Annotated in this window: 20 protein-coding genes; 15 read left to right on the forward strand and 5 right to left on the reverse strand. The window is 65.5% G+C overall.

What is annotated here, in order from left to right; genetic code table 11:
• Positions 1–302: 302 nt before the first annotated feature.
• Genes ACT6S0_RS03370 through ACT6S0_RS03380 form a run of 3 tightly spaced genes read right to left on the reverse strand, consistent with a single transcriptional unit; the run spans position 303 to position 2924 of the window.
• Positions 303–1649, reverse strand: coding sequence for an ATP-binding protein (locus tag ACT6S0_RS03370; RefSeq protein ID WP_444762501.1), 1347 nt, complete (start codon positions 1647–1649; stop codon positions 303–305).
• Positions 1649–2308: a response regulator gene (locus tag ACT6S0_RS03375; protein WP_444762502.1), complete on the reverse strand. Its 660-nt coding sequence runs from the start codon at positions 2306–2308 to the stop codon at positions 1649–1651. The genes ACT6S0_RS03370 and ACT6S0_RS03375 overlap by 1 nt, the downstream gene beginning before the upstream one ends.
• Positions 2309–2330: 22 nt before the next feature.
• A complete protein-coding gene (locus ACT6S0_RS03380) occupies positions 2331–2924 on the reverse strand; it encodes an undecaprenyl-diphosphatase (protein ID WP_444762503.1) in 594 nt (197 codons plus the stop codon).
• A 192-nt stretch (positions 2925–3116) separates the two neighbouring features.
• Between ACT6S0_RS03380 and ACT6S0_RS03385 the strand changes: the two genes are divergently transcribed.
• The 11 genes from ACT6S0_RS03385 (at position 3117) to ACT6S0_RS03435 (ending at position 13080) form a co-directional block, all read left to right on the forward strand.
• Complete coding sequence (locus ACT6S0_RS03385; RefSeq protein WP_444762504.1) at positions 3117–3398, forward strand: metal/formaldehyde-sensitive transcriptional repressor; 282 nt, start codon at positions 3117–3119, stop codon at positions 3396–3398.
• 10 nt (positions 3399–3408) lie between these two features.
• A complete protein-coding gene (locus ACT6S0_RS03390; RefSeq protein ID WP_444762505.1) occupies positions 3409–3861 on the forward strand; it encodes a hypothetical protein in 453 nt (150 codons plus the stop codon).
• Between the two features lie 75 nt (positions 3862–3936).
• Positions 3937–5055: an efflux RND transporter periplasmic adaptor subunit gene (locus ACT6S0_RS03395; RefSeq protein WP_444762506.1), complete on the forward strand. Its 1119-nt coding sequence runs from the start codon at positions 3937–3939 to the stop codon at positions 5053–5055.
• Positions 5055–8159: an efflux RND transporter permease subunit gene (locus ACT6S0_RS03400; RefSeq protein WP_444762507.1), complete on the forward strand. Its 3105-nt coding sequence runs from the start codon at positions 5055–5057 to the stop codon at positions 8157–8159. Before ACT6S0_RS03395 ends, ACT6S0_RS03400 begins: the two co-directional genes overlap by 1 nt.
• Positions 8152–8454, forward strand: a complete 303-nt coding sequence (locus tag ACT6S0_RS03405; RefSeq protein ID WP_444762508.1) for a DUF3240 family protein — start codon at positions 8152–8154, stop codon at positions 8452–8454. The genes ACT6S0_RS03400 and ACT6S0_RS03405 overlap by 8 nt, the downstream gene beginning before the upstream one ends.
• Positions 8451–9698 carry a TolC family protein gene (locus ACT6S0_RS03410; protein WP_444762509.1) on the forward strand — a complete coding sequence of 416 codons (1248 nt, stop codon included), beginning with the start codon at positions 8451–8453 and terminating at the stop codon, positions 9696–9698. The genes ACT6S0_RS03405 and ACT6S0_RS03410 overlap by 4 nt, the downstream gene beginning before the upstream one ends.
• 5 nt (positions 9699–9703) lie before the next feature.
• Positions 9704–10489 carry a HupE/UreJ family protein gene (locus tag ACT6S0_RS03415; protein ID WP_444762510.1) on the forward strand — a complete coding sequence of 262 codons (786 nt, stop codon included), beginning with the start codon at positions 9704–9706 and terminating at the stop codon, positions 10487–10489.
• Positions 10490–10517: 28 nt separating this feature from the next.
• Positions 10518–10868, forward strand: a complete 351-nt coding sequence (locus ACT6S0_RS03420; protein WP_444762511.1) for a DUF6488 family protein — start codon at positions 10518–10520, stop codon at positions 10866–10868.
• 49 nt (positions 10869–10917) lie between these two features.
• Positions 10918–12237, forward strand: coding sequence for an MFS transporter (locus ACT6S0_RS03425; RefSeq protein WP_444762512.1), 1320 nt, complete (start codon positions 10918–10920; stop codon positions 12235–12237).
• A 3-nt stretch (positions 12238–12240) separates the two neighbouring features.
• Positions 12241–12477, forward strand: coding sequence for a hypothetical protein (locus ACT6S0_RS03430; protein ID WP_444762513.1), 237 nt, complete (start codon positions 12241–12243; stop codon positions 12475–12477).
• Between the two features lie 105 nt (positions 12478–12582).
• Positions 12583–13080 (forward strand): MerR family DNA-binding transcriptional regulator, encoded by a 498-nt coding sequence (locus tag ACT6S0_RS03435; protein ID WP_444762514.1) that lies wholly within the window; start codon positions 12583–12585, stop codon positions 13078–13080.
• Here ACT6S0_RS03435 and ACT6S0_RS03440 read toward each other — a convergent pair.
• Positions 13055–13387, reverse strand: a complete 333-nt coding sequence (locus tag ACT6S0_RS03440; protein WP_444762515.1) for a YnfA family protein — start codon at positions 13385–13387, stop codon at positions 13055–13057. The two genes, ACT6S0_RS03435 and ACT6S0_RS03440, sit on opposite strands and share 26 nt — an antisense overlap.
• 308 nt (positions 13388–13695) lie before the next feature.
• Here ACT6S0_RS03440 and ACT6S0_RS03445 point away from each other — a divergent pair, with 308 nt between their 5' ends.
• The gene (locus tag ACT6S0_RS03445) at positions 13696–14103 is read left to right on the forward strand and encodes a hypothetical protein (protein ID WP_444762516.1); all 408 of its coding nucleotides are present in this window, start codon (positions 13696–13698) and stop codon (positions 14101–14103) included.
• Between the two features lie 17 nt (positions 14104–14120).
• Positions 14121–14576: a MerR family transcriptional regulator gene (locus tag ACT6S0_RS03450; RefSeq protein ID WP_444762517.1), complete on the forward strand. Its 456-nt coding sequence runs from the start codon at positions 14121–14123 to the stop codon at positions 14574–14576.
• A 54-nt stretch (positions 14577–14630) separates the two neighbouring features.
• Here the strand turns inward: ACT6S0_RS03450 and ACT6S0_RS03455 are convergent, their stop codons facing one another.
• Complete coding sequence (locus ACT6S0_RS03455; RefSeq protein WP_444762518.1) at positions 14631–15245, reverse strand: class I SAM-dependent methyltransferase; 615 nt, start codon at positions 15243–15245, stop codon at positions 14631–14633.
• A 350-nt stretch (positions 15246–15595) separates the two neighbouring features.
• On the opposite strand from ACT6S0_RS03455, the gene soxC reads away from it, so the two are divergent.
• Together soxC and ACT6S0_RS03465 are read left to right on the forward strand one after the other, a co-directional pair.
• A complete protein-coding gene (soxC, locus tag ACT6S0_RS03460; RefSeq protein WP_444762519.1) occupies positions 15596–16960 on the forward strand; it encodes a sulfite dehydrogenase in 1365 nt (454 codons plus the stop codon).
• On the forward strand, positions 16944–17609 hold a 666-nt coding region (locus ACT6S0_RS03465; protein WP_444762520.1), incomplete at its 3' end, for a c-type cytochrome. The genes soxC and ACT6S0_RS03465, both read left to right, overlap by 17 nt.

Below are 17609 nucleotides of genomic sequence, written 5' to 3' on the forward strand. Positions count from 1 at the left end.
CGTCGCCCAATCTCGCACTGAACGATCGCTCGTACTCGCATGCGACTCGAATCGATTCGTATTGCACATCGCGTGCTGCTCATAGACCGGCATGCCTTGGACGATCTTGCCGCACCGCATGCTCGCGGTTCAGGTTCGAACGCAGTCCAGCCGCCGCTGGCAGCCGAATCGGCTTGATGGCCAAGAGCGCCTTCAGCAACGCGCAGCACATCACGACCGCGCGTTTCCGCTCAAACCACGCCAGACGTCAAGCGAACGCAGTTGCTGTTCAGGGCAAAGTTCAGGTCAGCCGATTGAACGCCTCAAGGTGCAGGGAACGACACCCGCACCTCCAGCCCATGGCCGGCTGCGGGCGTCCGCAGGCTGACCTCTGCCCTATGCCGCTCTGCGATCGCACGCACGATGGCCAGCCCCAGGCCACTGCCGCTACCGTCGCCCGACTGGCTTTGGGCGGCTTCACACCGGTAGAAGCGGTCGAACACGCGCGCATGTTCCGACTCAGCGATTCCCGGGCCGTTGTCGACGACTCGCAACAAGGGACGCCCGTCCTCAACCTCGGCGGTGACATCGACCACGCCGCCCGCTGGCGTGTAGCGCAACGCGTTCTCGACCAGGTTGTTCAGCAGCACCGTAAGTTGATTCACGTCGCCTTCGAGCATGACGGTGTCATGAGCATCGGCACCCAGGTCGAGGCCAAGATGCTCAGCCTTGACGCTCAGCGCCGCGACGGTCGTGCGCACCAGTTCGGCAAGGTCCAGGGGTTCCCGACGGGTCAACTCCCCATCCGGATCAGAGCGCGCGATTTGCAGCAACTGTTCGACCAGTCGCTGCGACCGGTCAATGCCGGCGGCGAGCTCGGACACGGCCTGCCCACGCTCCGCATCGTCGCTCGAGCGCTGAAGCAGTTGTAGCTGCAGACGCAACGCGGTGATGGGCGTTCGCAATTCGTGCGCGGCATCGGCCATGAAGCGACGTTGTGTCGCAAAGGCCACCGCCAACCTATGCATCAGGTCGTTGATCGACACCACGAGCGGCTTGACCTCTTTCGGGACGTCTTTCAGCGTGATCGGCTCCAGGGACCGCGCCGTGCGTTGCGCCACGTCCTGCGCCGTGCTGTCCAGCGGCTGGAGTCCTCTGCGCAGGCCGAACACTAGCAACGCACCGACCGCGACTACAAGGCCGATCAAGGGCGGGAGCACCTGGGCCGCCGATTCACCCGCCATCTCTTGCCGCGCGGAAACTCTTTGCGCGGCTTGGGCGACTCCATCTGCGCCAACACTCGAGTACACGATCCAGGACTCGCCTTGCACCAAAGGCCGAGACAGCCCCTCGACCGTGATGAAAGGCAGTTGCACCCGCGAGTCAGAGGAAAAGACCCGCTCGCCCTTCGGCGTCCAGGTCACCGTCACGATCTCGTACTCGTCCGGCGTGTCGGTCCTTCGCGGTGACACGATCGGGTCCGTCGATCCCGCACTGTGACCTGCGTGGTGGTAGCTCGAAACCGCCTGCGCCACGTTCTTCAAATCTGCATCGAAGACCTCGTGCATCTCCTCGAGCGTGACCAAGTAGGTGACCAGCGCAACCACCAACGAGCCCAGGGCCAGTGCGCCAAGGATCCATGCCAACAGGGTGCGTTCGATGGAGCGCATCATTCCTCCGTGACACGGTAGCCCACGCCACGCACGTTCTTGATGGTCGAACTTCCCAGCTTCTTGCGCAAATAATGCAAATGGACTTCGATGGCGTTGCTGCCGATTTCGTCGCCCCAGCCGTAAACCGATTCTTCAAGTTTCTCTCGCGACAGCACGGCGCCAGGCCGCTGCATCAGGGCTTCGAGAACGGCGAACTCCTTGGCCGACAGTTCAACAGGCGCTCCCTCCTTCGTGACCGATTTGCGGACCGGATCGAGCACCAGGGTGCCCACGCGAAGCAACGGCGACCCACTGCCGGCATGCCGACGCAGCAAAGCACGCACCCGGGCCACCAGTTCGTCCAGGTCGAAAGGCTTGAGGACGTAATCGTCCGCACCGGCCTCGAGACCGGCTATCCGGTCGCGCACCGTGTCACGCGCTGAAGCGATGAGCACCGGCATCGAATTGCCCAAGCCGCGCAGCGTGGCCAGGATGGCCATGCCATCCTTATTGGGCAGGCCGAGGTCCAGAATGGCCAGGTCATATACCCCGTTTGCCAGCGACAAGTCGGCCGCCCGTCCGTCCGTGACCCAATCCACAGCGAACCCGGCTTGGCTCAAGCCATGCCGCACCGCCTTGCCGATCATGGCGTCGTCTTCAATGAGCAGGATGCGCATGGAGGCCAGGGAACCCGCTTGGTCAGGTCTTGCGCGCCGCAGTCCACCATGAACGTGCCGCATCCGCCCAGCGATCATAGAGGCGCAGCATTCGATCCATGGCAGGGTACGCGTGATGCCGCAGGGTCCGCGCGACCAGAGCCCCCAGAGCCGCCACGGGCAGGGCGGCGAGAATGTCGAACGGGAAATGCACGCCCAGGTACACCCGACTCCATCCCACGGCAAGGCCTGTCGCCAACAGCGTGAAGCCCCACACAGCGAAGCGCCGGGTCGACAGCGCTGCTAGCGCCAGGCTCCACAACACCGTGACATGGTCGCTGGGCAAGCCGGGGTCGGCACTGTGCGCGATGTACTGCGTGCCCAGATGCAGCGCGAAGGGTCTGGGCTGGGGCCACACATGGGAGATGACCTGCGCGGCAGCCAATGCAGCGACGGTGGCGAGCAGCATCTCCAGCAATTCGCGCCGCGCAGCGGAGTCGCCTCGAACCCAGGCCAATGCCATGCCGATCGGCACCACGATGATGAGCCACCGAGCTAGTACAACCGCTAACCAAAGCCGCCCGGGGCCCAACCCTGGGGGTGCATTGATCAGCTCGAACAAGTGGAGGTTGTTCATGAGGGCAGGGGTTGACGGGTCAGCTGTGTGGCCAGTCGCATACAGGCACACCGATGGTTCGGCGCTGGTACTTAACGCGGACTTAAACGCTGTGTGCAGTAGCGCGTGCGCAACGTGGTTTCACTCGCGAACGCATGCCCGGCTGCCCATTCCGGCAGGTACCCCCGCCAGTACCTTGCTATTATCAGTTTCATGCCTCACACTGTCAGCGGTCAAAGGAGTTTGTTGGCGCGAGTTCGTCGCATCAAGGGCCAGGCCGAAGCGCTGGAGCGCGTTCTTGTTGCTGATCTGGACGTGGACTGTGGCAAGGTGCTGCAGCAGATTGCCGCGATCCGCGGTGCGGTCAATGGCTTGATGACCGAGGTTCTGGAAGGTCATCTTCGTGAGCATGTCGGGGCCGAGGGCATCACCTCCGAGAAACGCCACGAGGAAATCGAGGAAGTTGTCTCCATTTTGAGAACGTATCTGAAGTAATCACCAGTCCATGAACCAACGCATTACAACCGCCCTACAGCCCGTCCCCAGGACGGCGCTGTTCGTGCGCTGGTTGGTGCTGATGCTCATGGCCTTCGATTTGCTCAGTGCGCCGCTGCACGCGCACGCGCATGACATGGGTCCCGACATGTTCACTGGACATGTGGCCGCCCATGCAGACGGCGGCAGCGACGAGGTGGATTCAGACCACGTTTCCCATGCCGAAGGGCAGGCGCATCCGGGCGTCGGACATTCCATTGCTGCGCTGCGGTCGGCAGAACGTGAAGGCATGTCCACGCCAAGCCTGGCGTTCATCGTCTCGATCGTTACGAGCCTGCAACCGCACGCAACGCCGCCTGCCATCAGTGCGGCGCCCTGGGCCGCAGGGGTAGACCACATCGCCGTCCCAAGCCGACGGTCCTGGCGGCCTGAGGGGCGCGCGCCCCCCGTTCTTCACAGCTGAACCGCTCCTGGTGCCGCCCCGCGCGGTATCGGTTTCTACGCCGCCAGCACTTGGCGGCCGCTGTGGAGTTCCCTCATGTTTCGAATCCCTCGGGCACGCGTTCTCGCGTCTGTCCTCGCTGGCGCAGCCCTGAGCGCTGGCCAGCCGCTGGCCGCGCTGGCTGCGGCACCCACTGCCGAGTTTGCCGTTTCGCCTGCGCAGATGCAGGCCTTAGACGTCACCGTGCGCAAGCTGGACCAACCCGCGGCAATCGCTGGCCTGGCCTCACCCGCGCGCGTCGTGCTGCCGCCCAACCAGGACGTCATGGTCAGCGCGCCAGTGGACGGCGTCATCGACCGGCTGCTCGTCAACCCGCAGGACGTCGTCAAGACTGGCCAGCCGCTGCTGCGCATGGCCAGCCCCGCGTACGGCGAACTGCAGCTCAAATTGATGGAGGCCGATTCGCGTGCCAAGCTGGCACGTCAGGCCTCGGACAGAGAGAAGCAGCTGTTCGCCGAAGGCATCATTCCCGAGCGCCGTGTGCAGGAGGCACAGGCGGCCCAGTCGGGTTCCGATGCCGCCGTGCGCCAGGCACAGGCTGCGCTCCGCCTCGCTGGCGCCGATGTCGCTGCTGTCCGCCGCGCAGCGGCCAGCGGCAAGCTCGATGACACGCTGACCGTGCGCGCCCGCAGCGATGGCCTTGTCGTTTCACTAGACGCCAAGCTCGGCCAGCGCGTGAAGGAGGCCGACCCGCTGCTGCGCATCGCCAACCTGCGCGAGCTGTGGCTGGAGGTGCAGGTGGCGCCGGGCGTGACGGTGCCGCGCGGTGGCGAGATCACGGTGGTCGGCCGCGAGGTGACGGCGGTGGCCCTGTCGGTAGGCGCGCTGGTCGGCGATGCGCAGACACAGACGCTGCGCGCTCGTGTGATGCGCGGCGCTGACCAACTGCGCCCGGGCGAGGTCGTGCAGGCGCGCGTGCCGTTCGCGGCAGGCGCCGGCTGGAGCCTGCCGCTCGCGGCAGTCACCTACCAAGATGACAAGGCCTACGTCTTCGTGCGCAGCGCCAAGGGCTTCGTCGCCACGCCGGTGACCGTGCTGTCCAGTGCCGGACAGGCGGTTCAGGTGCGTGGTGCGTTGCAAAGCGGCCAGGAGGTGGCCGTGAGCTCGGTCATCGCACTGAAGTCCGCCTGGTTGGGCAAGGGCGGGGGTGAGTGATGCTGACGCGAATCGTGCAGTTCGCGCTGTCCCAGCGCATCTTCGTGCTCTTGGGTGCCGCGCTCCTGGCGGGCTTCGGCTGGTACGCCTTCCGCAACCTGCCCATCGACGCCTTTCCGGACGTCTCCAGCACCCAGGTCAAGATCATCCTGAAGGCGCCGGGCATGACGCCCGAAGAAGTGGAGAACCGCATCGCAGCACCCATCGAGGTTGAGATGCTTGGCATCCCGCGTCAGAGGATGTTGCGCTCGGTGTCGAAGTACGGCATCACCGACGTGACCATCGACTTTGAGGACGGCACCGACCTGTACTGGGCCCGTCAGCAGGTCTCGGAGCGGCTGGGCAACATCCAGGCTGACCTGCCGACTGGCCTGTCCGGTGGCATGGCGCCGATCACCACGCCGCTGGGTGAGATGTACCAATTCACGATCGAGGCACCGGCCCTGTCGTTGGAGGAGCGGCGCGCCTTGTTGGACTGGGTGATCCGCCCGGCCCTGCGCACGGTGCCCGGCGTGGCCGACGTGAACGCGTTGGGCGGCAAGGTCAGCAGCTTCGAAGTGGTACCCGACCTGGCGCGGCTGGGCATGATGGGACTGTCTACCGCTGCCCTGCGCACGGCCATCGAGCAGAACAACCGCAACGACGGCGCCGGCCGGCTCGGCCAGGGGGACGAGGTGCTGCTGGTGCGCACCGAGGGCAGCCTCAAGACGATGGACGATCTGCGCGCCATCGTCGTCACCCGCAAGGATGGCGTGCCGGTACGCCTCGGTGATGTGGCTGAGGTGAAGCTCGGCAGCGTCACGCGCTACGGCGTGGTCACCAAGGACGGCCAGGCCGAGGCCGTGGAAGGGCTGGTGCTGGGCCTGGCGGGCGCGAATGCGCAGAAGGTGGTGGAAGGCGTCAAGCTCAAGCTGGCCGAACTGCAGCCCACGCTGCCCAAGGGCGTGCAGGTCAAGGCGTTCTATGACCGCGCGCAGCTCGTAGAGAAAGCCGTGGGTACCGTGTCGAAGGCGCTGATGGAAGCTACCGTGTTGGTGCTGATCCTGCTCGGCGCCTTCCTTGGCAACCTGCGTGCGGCGGTAACCGTGGCGCTGGTGCTGCCGTTGGCGGCGTTGGGCACTTTCATTGCAATGCGGGTGGCCGGCATGTCGGCCAATCTTATGAGTCTGGGCGGTCTGGCCATCGCCTTAGGCATGCTGGTGGACGCAGCAGTTGTCGTGGTCGAGAACGTCGTGCAGCACTTGGGGCATGACCGAACGGCTGGCAAGCTGCCGCGTCTTCACGTCGTGCTGCGCGCCGTGCGTGAGGTGGCCACGCCCGTGACAGCGGGCGTGCTCATCATCGTCACCGTGTTCCTGCCGTTGTTGACCTTGCAGGACCTGGAGGGCAAGTACTTCGTCCCGGTGGCGATGACCATCGTTTTCGCGCTGGTGAGCTCGCTGGTGCTGTCGCTGACGGTCATCCCGGTCGTCGCGTCCTTCCTGATCAAGCAGGTCTCGCACGAGGACCCGTGGCTGGTGCGCAAGATATTGCGCGTGTACGAGCCGCTGCTGGCTGGCGCGTTGAAGCGCGAGAAGCTGGTGTATGTGCTGGCCGCCGTGATGCTGGCCGTGGCCGCGCTCGTCTACCTGCGCGTGGGCAAGACCTTTCTGCCGACCATGGATGAAGGCGACCTTATCGTCGGCATCGAGAAGCTGCCATCGGTCAGCCTGGAGCAGTCAGCCGCGCTGGACTTGAAAATCCACCAGGCGCTGATGAAGAACATTCCTGAGATCACCGGGGTCGTCGCGCGTGCGGGCTCGGATGAGATCGGCCTGGACCCGATGGGGTTGAACCAGACAGACACCTTCCTCGTGCTCAAGCCGCGCGACGAGTGGCAGCTGGCTGACAAAGACGCGCTGATCGCCAAGATCCGCAGCGTTCTGGACCAGATGCCCGGCATCAAGTACAGCTTCACCCAGCCCATCGACATGCGCGTGTCCGAGATGATCATCGGCGTGCGCGGCGACCTGGCCATCAAGGTTTTTGGGCCGGACCTGGACACCCTCAACCAGCTGGCCGGCAAGATCGAGACGGTGATGAAGACGGTGCCGGGTAACCAGGACGTCTACACCGTAGAGAACGACGGGGTGCAATACCTGCGCGTCGTCGTTGATCGGCTGGCTGCGGGCAACCACGGGCTGTCGGTGGAGGAGGTGCAGGACGCGCTGCGTGTGCAGATCGAGGGTCAGCGGGCCGGCACCGTCATCGACGGCGCGCGTCGCATTCCCATCGTGCTGCGGGGGCCTGAGCGCATGCGCCTGTCGCCGGCCGAGTTTGCCGCCCTGCGGCTGGCCACGCCGGATGCCCGCTTCGTGCCGCTGGAGTCCATCGCAACGCTGCAACGCGACACCGGGCCGGTGCAGATCAACCGCGAGCTGGGTAGCCGATACAGCGTCGTCATCGCCAATGTTGTCGGGCGCGACCTGGTGGGCTTCGTCGAAGAGGCCAAACAGAAGGTCATGTCTGGCGTCCAGCTGCCCACTGGCTATCGCATCAGTTGGGGAGGGCAGTTCGAGAACCAGCAGCGCGCGGCAGCCCGCTTAGGGCTGGTGGTGCCGCTGGCACTGGGCATCATCTTCATGATCCTGTTCTCCACCTTCGGCTCGGTACGCCAGGCGCTACTGGTGCTCAGCAACATCCCGTTCGCATTGGTAGGCGGCATCGTCGGGTTGTGGATCACCGGGGAATACCTGTCGGTACCGGCATCGGTCGGCTTCATTGCGCTGTTGGGCATCGCGGTGCTGAACGGCGTCGTGCTGGTCAGCTACTTCAACCAGTTGAGTGCCGAGGGCCTGAGTCCAATGGACAGCGTCATTCAAGGCGCCCGACGCCGACTGCGGCCGGTGCTCATGACGGCCGCCATCACCGCCTTCGGCCTGATCCCCCTGCTGTTCGCAACCGGGCCGGGTTCGGAGATCCAGCGGCCACTGGCCATCGTTGTTATCGGTGGCCTCATTACCGCAACGGCGCTGACCCTCGTGCTGCTGCCGCTGCTGTACCTGCGGTTTGGGCAACCGCGTTTGACAGCCATCGTTGCGGCGCCGGAGGTGTCCCATGTCTGAGCTTTGCCTGAACCTGTTATGTCCCACTGTCACCGCCGAACGCGCAGTGGATGCGCTGCTCGCCAGCGGTGTGGCCGGCATCTTCACCAGCACACCGACTTCGGCGCACGGCTTCGCACAAGGCGTGCTGAGTACCGAAGAGCAGGTAAGCGGCCGCGGCAGCGCGACCTTGGTGCAGGTGCTTATCGCTGCCGATCGACTTGATGAGCTGCTGGTGCAACTGCAGCTCGACCTCACGCGCACCGGTGTGCGCTACTGGATCACGCCCGTGATCAGACAAGGAGAATTCCAATGAAGCGGCTCCTTAGTCGGGCCTTGCTGCTCGGCGCGCTGGCGGTGCCCGTCGCGCAGGCGCAGGACCTGCCGACGCCGGCCTTCCTGCCCAGCACTGCTCAGGCCAACGCCTGGATCGAAGCCGATCCCACGGTCACGCGCGCTCGTCGCGCTGCCGAGGCGGCGAACCACGGCGGCGCAGCTACAGCGGCGTCGGCGAACGAGTGGACAGCGCGCCTGCAAGCTCAGCGCCGCAATTACCAGGACAGCGGCGCGCGCTCCAACGAATGGACAGCGCAACTGGAGCGCGCCATTCGCGTCAACGGCAAGGCTGGCATGGACCGGCAGCTGCGCGACCTGCAGGTGGAGATCGGCCGTGCGCGCGTCGGCGAGGCCCGGCACGAGGCGGCGCGCGCCTTGTCAGACGCCTGGACGGCCACCATCGCCGCGCGGCGCCAGCAGGTGCTGCTGCGCGAACAGCTGGTCATCGCGCAAAACAACCTGGACGTTGTTCGCAAGCGCCAGCGCGCTGGCGACGCTTCGATGCTGGACACCAACATTGCGCAGGCCGAGATTGGCGAGATCTCGCGCGAGGTCAGCATGGCCGGCACCGAGGTGACCAAGGCCGAGGCAGCCCTGCGCGTGCGCTTCGCGGCAGTCGTGCCGGATGGCGTGGTGCTGCCGACGCCGCAGGAGCCAATCTGGCCCGAACCTCGCTGGCGCGAGCACGTGCTGCAAGAGGCTGACCCCGTCAGGTCCGCCGAGAGGGAATGGCGCTGGGCCGGCGTGAGCGCAGCACGCGCGCGCGCCGACCGAGTGCCGGATCCGACGGTGGGCATCTACACGGCCAACGAGGCGCTGCGCAACGAGCGCGTGTTGGGCCTGAGCCTGAGCATCCCGCTGCCGGGCGCCTACCGCTCCGAACGTGCATTGCAAGCAGCCAAGGAGGCTGAAGCGCTTCAGGCCGCGCGAGACCAGGTGCGACGCGAAATCGAACTGGAGGCCGCGCAGACCTACGCCGACGCCACCGGCAGCCTGGAGCGCTGGCGCATTGCCAGTGAGACGGCACGCCTGACCGGCGAGAGCGCGCGGCTGATGCAGCGTGCCTACAGCCTCGGAGAGGCCGACCTGCAGTCCTTGCTACTGGCGCGCCGACAGGCCAGCGACACGGCCCGCGCCGCCTTGCAGGCACAGGGCGAGGCAGTGCGCTGGGAGATGCGCCTGCTGATCGACGCTCACCTGATATGGGACCTTGCCGAGGATTGATCCCGATGAAAGCATCCATATTCAAACGACTTCTTGCAGCGGCGGCGCTGCTGCTGCCAATCGTTTCCTGGGCCCACGGCATCTCGGACGCCGACAAGCAACGCATGCTCGACGGCGGGTACCTGCAGTACATCGGCCTGGGCGCCAGCCACATGCTGACGGGCTACGACCATCTGCTGTTCCTGTTCGGCGTGGTGTTCTTCCTGACGCGGTTTGGCGACATTGCGAAGTTCGTCACCGCATTCACGCTGGGCCACTGCATCACGCTGATTTTTGCGACCTTCCTGAAAATCACCTGGAACTTCTGGCTCGTCGACGCTTTGATCGCAATCAGCGTCATCTACAAGGGCTTCGACAACAACGGCGGCTTCCAGAAGCACTTCGGCCGCGCCTCGCCCAACCTGCTGGGCGTTGTGTTCGGCTTCGGTCTGCTGCATGGCTTCGGCCTGTCCACGCGGCTCCAGCAACTGCCGCTGGGTGATGACAGCACCGGCATCCCGCTGCGCATTCTGAGCTTCAACGTTGGCGTGGAGGTCGGGCAGATCGCCGCGCTCGTCGTCATGGTGGCGCTGCTGTCGCTGTGGCGCAGCCGCGCCTCGTTCGCGCGTTTCAGCGTGCTGGCCAATAACGCGCTGATGACCGTCGGCGGCCTGTTGCTGTTGATGCAACTGCACGGCTACCAGCATGACGTCGAGGCCGAGGGCTTCCGCTTCCCCGCCAAGGAGCACCAGCACGCCCATGAAGACATGGACGTCGACGACAGCACGCGCACCGGGCGCGACAACCTTTGAGTTCCCCACCCTTGCACCAGGAGTTTTTATGAAGCCACTGTTTATCTCTCTCGTCGCCGCTGGCGCGCTGTCCGTGTCCGCGTCGACCTTCGCCGGCGGCGATGGCGATTGCCACTTCCACGGCAGCGCGCCGGCCAAGCAGGAGACGGTGTCCAACTGCGCCGCCAAGCGTCAGCAGCAACTCATCGCGAGTGGCAAGCTTGACAAGGCTTGGCAGGGCATCAAGCCCGCGGCGCTTGAGCAAGTCGACGGCCAGAAGGGCAAGGAGTGGAAGGTGACCTTCAAAGACCCCGCCGCAGCGGACAAAGCCAAGGAGTCGCTCTACATGTTCTTCACACTGCAGGGCAATTTCATCGCCGCGAACTTCACTGGCAAGTAATCAGGCACCCGGGCTGCCGGTGCCGCTTCATCCTCTGTAGAAACCCGCCATGCTCGACGTCCTCGCCAACCGCACCTACCGCCATCTCTTCTTCGCTCAGGTCATTGCCCTGGTCGGCACCGGGCTGGCCACGGTCGCTCTGGGCCTGCTGGCTTTCGACCTGGCGGGCGCGGATGCCGGCGCGGTGCTTGGCACGGCGCTGGCCATCAAGATGCTGGCCTACATCGGCGTCGCGCCAGTCGCCTCCGCGTTCGCCGAGCGGCTGCCACGGCGCACGCTGCTCGTCGCGCTCGACCTCGTCCGTGCGGCCGTGGCCGTGGCTTTGCCCTTCGTCACTGAGATCTGGCAGATCTATGTGCTGATCTTCCTACTGCAGTCGGCCTCGGCCGGCTTCACGCCCACCTTCCAGGCCACCATCCCCGACGTGCTGCCCAAGGAGGCGGACTACACCAAGGCTTTGTCGCTGTCACGCCTTGCCTATGACCTGGAGAGCCTTGCCAGCCCGGCGCTCGCGGCCGCGCTGCTCACTGTGGTGAGCTTCCAAAGCTTGTTCCTCGGTACGGTAGTGGGATTCATCGCCTCGGCGCTGCTGGTCGTGTCGGCCGTGCTGCCCAAGGCAAAGCCGCCGCCGCGCCGCACCGTCTACGAGCGCACGACGCGCGGCAGCCGCCTGTACCTGGCCACGCCGCGGCTGCGCGGCCTGTTGGCGCTGAACCTGGCCATCGCCTCGGCCAGCGCCATGGTCATCGTCAACACCGTCGTGCTGGTGCAGAGCCAATTGCAGTTGAGCCAGCGATTCACGGCTGGTGCGCTGGCGGCTTTCGGCGCGGGCTCGATGCTGGTGGCCCTGGGTTTGCCAAAGCTGCTCGAGCGGCTGCCTGACCGCCGCGTGATGCTGTTTGGCGCGGCCCTGCTGACGGCCGGCCTCTTCCTCGGCCCGCTCGCGGCGCGGCGCTACGAGACGCTGGTGGCCCTGTGGCTGCTCCTCGGTGTGGGCTACTCGATGGCGCAGACGCCCTCGGGCCGGCTGCTACGACGCTCAGCGAGCGAGCAAGACCGGCCGGCCCTCTTCGCCGCGCAGTTTGCGCTGTCGCACGCCTGCTGGCTCATCACCTACCCAGTCGCCGGGTGGCTGGGCGCGCGCGCCGGGCTCGACGCCAGCTTCCTAGCCCTGGCCGTGCTGGCGGGGTTGACCACTCTGCTCAGCATGCGCCTGTGGCCACAGGACGACCCAGCCGAGCTTGCACATACCCATGAGGATCTGCCTGCAGTTCACGAGCACCTTGGCAGTCCCGCCGTCGATTCAGGAAAACGGCACTCGCATGCCTACGTCATCGACGACGAGCACCAGCGCTGGCCCAGGGTGTGACGCATGAAGGAGATCAATATCTTCACTCGGTCTGTAGCTGGGTTGTCGGCACTGCTGCTCATCGCCTGCGCTGGTACATCGCCACGTTCTGCAGAGCCTGATGGCACATATTGCTATCGCGTGAGTGAGATCAAGAGGTTCTGGCTCACCTTTACGACGACCCCCATACCGGGCGATGCCGCCGAGGCGGACGCCAAACGCTTTGAGGCCAATCCCGATTCGCCACGCTCTACGTGGTGAGGAACCGCTGGGCCGACACGGCGAAGTGAGGTTCCTCGAGATCGATGGCTCGGCGCCTATCGGCGGGACTCGCCGCATTGGGCGCCGTTCTAGTCGCCCGCGCAGATGAGTTGCTGCCCTTTGGTAGCGCCCTCGTCCTGCTTGCCGGCGCAGCCTTCAGCGTTTACTGGTGGAAGCGCGCCGACGAGCACTTCGCACATCGACGTGTGTTTGTGCCGCAAGTTGCACGGCGGCAGGTTGCGATCCAGCGCGCTGATCCGTCGCGATCGTGTCCAACTGCTGCCGGCCGGGCAGGGGCTGCGGCTTCAGCCGCTAAGCTGGGCGCATGAACAATCCGCCCACACTACTGACGCCGCTCGATTGGCGTTGGGCGCGCGGCAAGCCGGATGTTCGGTACCGACCATCCGCTACTACGAGGAGATCGGCCTGCTGCCTCCCGGACCGCGTACGGATGCAGGGCGGCACGTCTACGGAAGTCGCCGTTCGCCGCCTAAGCTTCATCCGGCGCTGCCGCGACTTAAGCGTCTGGAGGAACCTCCTTACCCTGCGCTGTTCGCATTGCGAGCCGCCGTAGCGGTCACGTGCTGCGTGGTCCAAACATGATGATGGCCATCCCCGCCAAGCTGACCGCAACCCCCACCCAATCGGACGTCGAGGGCCGAACGTTGTCGACGAGCATTAGCCACACCACGGCCACGCCGATGTACACGCCACCGTAGGCGGCGTAGACGCGCCCTGAAGCGGTCGGATGGAGCGAGAGCAGCCATGCAAACAGCGCAAGGCTGGCAGCCGCCGGGATGAGCAGCCAGATGGTCTTGCCTTGCTTGAGCCACAGGTACGGCAGGTAGCAGCCGACGATTTCCGCGACTGCGGTCACAACGAACAGCGCCAGGGTCTTCAAAGGTTCCATCGCTGAATTGTGGTCGGGCCTCTTGACCCTCAAGCTACTTGAGGTCCTACCGTTGCAATGTGGGCGTTGTGCTCAAGCATCGGAGACGGATATGAGACCTTGGAAGGCTGTTCTAGGCGTGGGAGCGGCATGCGCCGTGTGTTGCGCAGTCCCTCTTCTGGGAGGGGCTGCAGCGCTGACGATAGGCACAATGACGCTCGCAGCCGCCGGCTCAGCATTGCTGGCTTGTGCAGACGACTTGGCGCCCTTCGCTGGAGGCCTGCTGGCGTTAGCCGCAGCGGCAGGCGGCGTAGTCTGGCGGAGACGCCGTGCTCGCGGTCAAGTTCAGCCGACCGTTGGCTGCGAAGGGAGCTGCAATGCAAGTCGCAGCTGATGTGCCCATCGCCTGCACCCTGTCCTCTGCGGAGCTGCCAGAGCGGCTGGCCTGGATTCGGCTAGTCACAGCGCAGAGCCTGATGGGGCACCGGCTGGACGGCAGGACGTTGCACCTGACCTATTCGCGCGCAGCCCGGGCAGAGCTGGAGCGCATCGTCGCCGGTGAACGGCAATGCTGCAGCTCCCTTCGATTCGACCTTCACGACGCGCCGGGTGCCATGGAGCTGACCATTGAGGCCGCTGTTGACGCTGGTGCTGATGCGCGGTGGCTGTTCGACCAGTTCCTACCCCAGCCGACTGCCGCGAAGGCGTGCGGCTGCTCGCAAGGCGCATGCAGGTGAGTGGCTAGGATGGTGGCATGAGCGCAAGACTCTCCATCGGGCTCGTTGCCCGCCGTACTGGTGCGACGGTGCCCACGGTTCGGTACTACGAGGACATTGGCCTCCTGCCGCCAGCCGCGAGAACCGAGGCCGGCCAACGCAGCTATGACGAGGCCACCATCCGACGCCTGGTCTTCATCCGACGCTGCCGGGACTTCGGCTTCTCTATCGAGCAGGTGCGCGAACTGGTCGGGCTGGTCGACGAGCCGGACCGCCCCTGCGCCGAAGTGCGTGACATCGCAGTCGCGCATCTTGCACAGGTGCGGCAAAAGCTTGAAGAACTCAAGGCGCTGGAAGTCGGCCTGAATGCGTTCGTCTGCAGTTGCAACACCGCCTGCTCGGGCGGTCCGGCCGTGGACTGCACCATCCTGGAGGATTTGGCCATGCCAGCAGGCGAGACCTGGAGCGTGCGCTCAGCAGGTTGCTGCGGATAGAAGCGTTGCCGGACCTGACGCATTGCGCCTACCGTCGGCCGCTGCCGACGCGTTTCATTGCTCCAGCCGGCAATAGCAGTAGACGAACTGCTGGGCGGTATCCCAGGGCGTGCGATGGATGGAGATGCCATGGTCCAGCAGCCGGAATCTCTCGCCAAACTCACCGTGCAGCCCGTCCGGCGAGTAGCGAGCTACATCAAGCCCGCTACATTGAGTCGGGCCCTCGGGGCCGAAAGTGCCGACGATGGCGAAGCCGCCCGGCTTCAGCACGTGTGTCACCTGCTGCACATAGGCTTGGCGTTGCGCCGCGTCGGTGAGAAAGTGGAAGACGGCGCGGTCGTGCCAAACATCCAGCGAATGCCGGGCGAAGCGGTGCTGCAGGATGTCGGCCACCAGCCACTCGACCTGCGAGGCCCGCTCTGCAAGCCGGCGGCGACATACATCAAGCGCCTTCTCCGAGATATCAAGCACGGTGACCCCGGTGTAGCCGGCATCGAGGAGGTCGTCGACCAGCGTCGACTCGCCGCCGCCCACGTCGATGATGGACGCCGCCTTGCCGGCGCCTGTGCGCTGGATGTATCCCAGCGACTCGGCCAGGTGGGGCGCATACCAACTGACGGCATCCGCGGCTTTGCTGCCGTAGACGTTGTCCCAGTGAGATTTGCTCATTTCTTCCTCATCAATAAGCGAACGGACTTGCCGCCTCTTCACCGCGGCGCGCACGTCAGCTGACGGCTGACTCGCGCAGCTCAAACGTGAGTCGCTCGCGACTTTGGAATTGTTGCTCCACATCCAGCGGCAGCTTTGCAAGGACAGTGCGGACTAGGGTAGCTACCAAGCATCATTGAATCCGTGATCTGTAATATAAGGAACTGTTGATGTATAGGCCGCAGCCGGTGCCAGGCACTTAGCGCCTGCGGTTCGATAACAGCTGGCCTGAAGGCCGGCTACAGGAGACCCAGTTCCATGTCATGGACCGCCACCGCAACTTGTCCAGTTGCAGCCCCTGAGATGCCGGCATGAGCGGAGATTCCGTCCCGGCCGGTTCGTTGCGCAAGGCGCCCGAGAACTTCCTGTCGGCCGAATCCATCCGCACCGTGCAGGATCAAGCCCGGCAGGGCCGGCGTGACTTCGTCCGCCAGGCCTTCGCTGCGGCGCTGGCGGGCGGGGGCGCGGTGGCGGCGTCAGCTCAATCCGCGCCCGAGGGCGATCCCGACATCCTGAATCTGCCCGAGCACAGCCGGGGCCTGGGCCAGCCGGTCGCGGCCGAGGGCTACGGCAAACCTTCCCGCTATGAGGCCAATGTGCAACGCCGCCCCAGCCCGGGCCTCACGCAGACGACCCAGGCCTCCGTGTCCTTTGCACCGCTGCAGTCGCTGTTCGGCATCGTCACGCCCAACGGCCTGCACTTCGAGCGCCACCACCAGGGCTGGTGGGACATCGATCCCTCCAAGCACCGCCTGATGGTCAACGGCAGCGACACCAAACTACTGAAGAAGCCGCTGGTGTTCACGATGGACGAGCTGATGCGCCTGCCCAGCGTCAGCCGTTTCCACTTCATCGAATGCGGCGCCAACACCGGCATGGAATGGGGCAACGTGGCCGTGCCGACCTGCCAGTACACCCACGGCATGCTGAGCTGCAGCGAGTTCACCGGCGTGCCGCTGCGCGTGCTGTTCGACCTCTGCGGCGTGGACTACAAGCGCGCCCGCTATGTGCTCGCCGAGGGCGCCGACGGCTCCAGCATGACGCGCACCGTGCCGGTGGAGCTGGTCGAGAGCGGCGAGGTCCTGGTGGCCTACGGCCAGAACGGCGAAATGCTTCGGCCCGAGCAGGGCTACCCGCTGCGCCTCGTCGTGCCCGGCGTGCAGGGGGTCAGCTGGGTCAAGTACCTGCGCCGCCTGGAGGTGGGCGACCAGCCCTATGGCAGCAAGGATGAGACCATCCACTACATCGACCTGATGCCCGGCGGTCTGCACCGCCAGTACACCAGCACGCAGGAGTGCAAGAGCGTCGTCACCACGCCCTCGGGCGGCCAGGTGCTGCTGGACAAGGGTTACTTCCAGATCAGCGGCCTGGCGTGGTCCGGCCGCGGCAAGGTCAAGCGGGTGGACGTGACAACGGATGGCGGCCGCAACTGGCGCACCGCCCGGCTGCAGGACCCGGTCATGAGCAAGTGCCTGACCCGCTTCACGCTGGACTGGCATTGGGACGGCAAGCCCGCCATCATCCAGAGCCGCGCGATGGACGAGACCGGCTATGTGCAGCCCAGCAGCCGGCAATTGCGCGCCGTGCGTGGCACGCGCTCGATCTATCACAACAACGCCATCCAGTCGTGGCTGGTTGAAGAGAGCGGAGAGGTGCGCAATGTTCAGCTCGCGTGACCGCCTCGGTGTTGCGCTGCTCCTGTCGGCCGCCATCGGCACCGCCGCAGCGCAGACCGCCTACCCGGGCATTGGCCGCGTGGCCACGCCGGCCGAGGTCAAGGCCTGGGACATCGACGTGCGGCCCGACTTCAAGGGCCTGCCCAAGGGCGCCGGCTCCGTCAGCCAGGGCCAGGGCGTGTGGGAGGCCAAATGCGCGTCCTGCCACGGTGTGTTCGGTGAAAGCAACGAGGTATTCGCGCCCCTGGTGGGCGGCACCACCGCCGAGGACATCAAGACGGGCCGGGTCGCCCGGCTGAACGACGCCAACTTCCCGGGCCGCACCACGCTGATGAAGGTGTCCACCGTCTCGACGCTGTGGGACTACATCAACCGCGCCATGCCCTGGAACGAGCCCAAGTCGCTCAAGGTCGACGAGGTCTATGCCGTGACCGGCTATCTGCTCAATCTCGGCGGCATCGTGCCCGACGACTTCACGCTGAGCGACGCCAACATCGCCGATGTGCAAAAGCGCATGCCCAACCGCCATGGCTTCACGACGGCGCACGCCATGTGGCCGGGCAAGAGCCTGGGCAAGCCCGCCGCCTTCGACGTGAAGGCCACGGCCTGCATGCAGGACTGCGCCGCAGAGCCCAAGGTGGCCTCGCTG

Origin of the sequence: Roseateles sp. (assembly GCF_052436255.1) — a bacterium.
Taxonomy (GTDB): Bacteria; Pseudomonadota; Gammaproteobacteria; order Burkholderiales; family Burkholderiaceae_C; genus Pelomonas.

Coding starts and splice junctions, on each gene's coding strand:
- ACT6S0_RS03370 (WP_444762501.1), bottom strand. CDS start 1,649: ATGCGCTCCATCGAACGCACCCTGTTGGCATGGATCCTTGGCGCACTG.
- ACT6S0_RS03405 (WP_444762508.1), top strand. CDS start 8,152: ATGTCTGAGCTTTGCCTGAACCTGTTATGTCCCACTGTCACCGCCGAA.
- ACT6S0_RS03380 (WP_444762503.1), bottom strand. CDS start 2,924: ATGAACAACCTCCACTTGTTCGAGCTGATCAATGCACCCCCAGGGTTG.
- ACT6S0_RS03375 (WP_444762502.1), bottom strand. CDS start 2,308: ATGCGCATCCTGCTCATTGAAGACGACGCCATGATCGGCAAGGCGGTG.
- ACT6S0_RS03435 (WP_444762514.1), top strand. CDS start 12,583: ATGAGTTGCTGCCCTTTGGTAGCGCCCTCGTCCTGCTTGCCGGCGCAG.
- ACT6S0_RS03455 (WP_444762518.1), bottom strand. CDS start 15,245: ATGAGCAAATCTCACTGGGACAACGTCTACGGCAGCAAAGCCGCGGAT.
- soxC (WP_444762519.1), top strand. CDS start 15,596: ATGAGCGGAGATTCCGTCCCGGCCGGTTCGTTGCGCAAGGCGCCCGAG.
- ACT6S0_RS03430 (WP_444762513.1), top strand. CDS start 12,241: ATGAAGGAGATCAATATCTTCACTCGGTCTGTAGCTGGGTTGTCGGCA.
- ACT6S0_RS03420 (WP_444762511.1), top strand. CDS start 10,518: ATGAAGCCACTGTTTATCTCTCTCGTCGCCGCTGGCGCGCTGTCCGTG.
- ACT6S0_RS03400 (WP_444762507.1), top strand. CDS start 5,055: ATGCTGACGCGAATCGTGCAGTTCGCGCTGTCCCAGCGCATCTTCGTG.
- ACT6S0_RS03385 (WP_444762504.1), top strand. CDS start 3,117: ATGCCTCACACTGTCAGCGGTCAAAGGAGTTTGTTGGCGCGAGTTCGT.
- ACT6S0_RS03450 (WP_444762517.1), top strand. CDS start 14,121: ATGAGCGCAAGACTCTCCATCGGGCTCGTTGCCCGCCGTACTGGTGCG.
- ACT6S0_RS03425 (WP_444762512.1), top strand. CDS start 10,918: ATGCTCGACGTCCTCGCCAACCGCACCTACCGCCATCTCTTCTTCGCT.
- ACT6S0_RS03390 (WP_444762505.1), top strand. CDS start 3,409: ATGAACCAACGCATTACAACCGCCCTACAGCCCGTCCCCAGGACGGCG.
- ACT6S0_RS03415 (WP_444762510.1), top strand. CDS start 9,704: ATGAAAGCATCCATATTCAAACGACTTCTTGCAGCGGCGGCGCTGCTG.
- ACT6S0_RS03395 (WP_444762506.1), top strand. CDS start 3,937: ATGTTTCGAATCCCTCGGGCACGCGTTCTCGCGTCTGTCCTCGCTGGC.
- ACT6S0_RS03410 (WP_444762509.1), top strand. CDS start 8,451: ATGAAGCGGCTCCTTAGTCGGGCCTTGCTGCTCGGCGCGCTGGCGGTG.
- ACT6S0_RS03440 (WP_444762515.1), bottom strand. CDS start 13,387: ATGGAACCTTTGAAGACCCTGGCGCTGTTCGTTGTGACCGCAGTCGCG.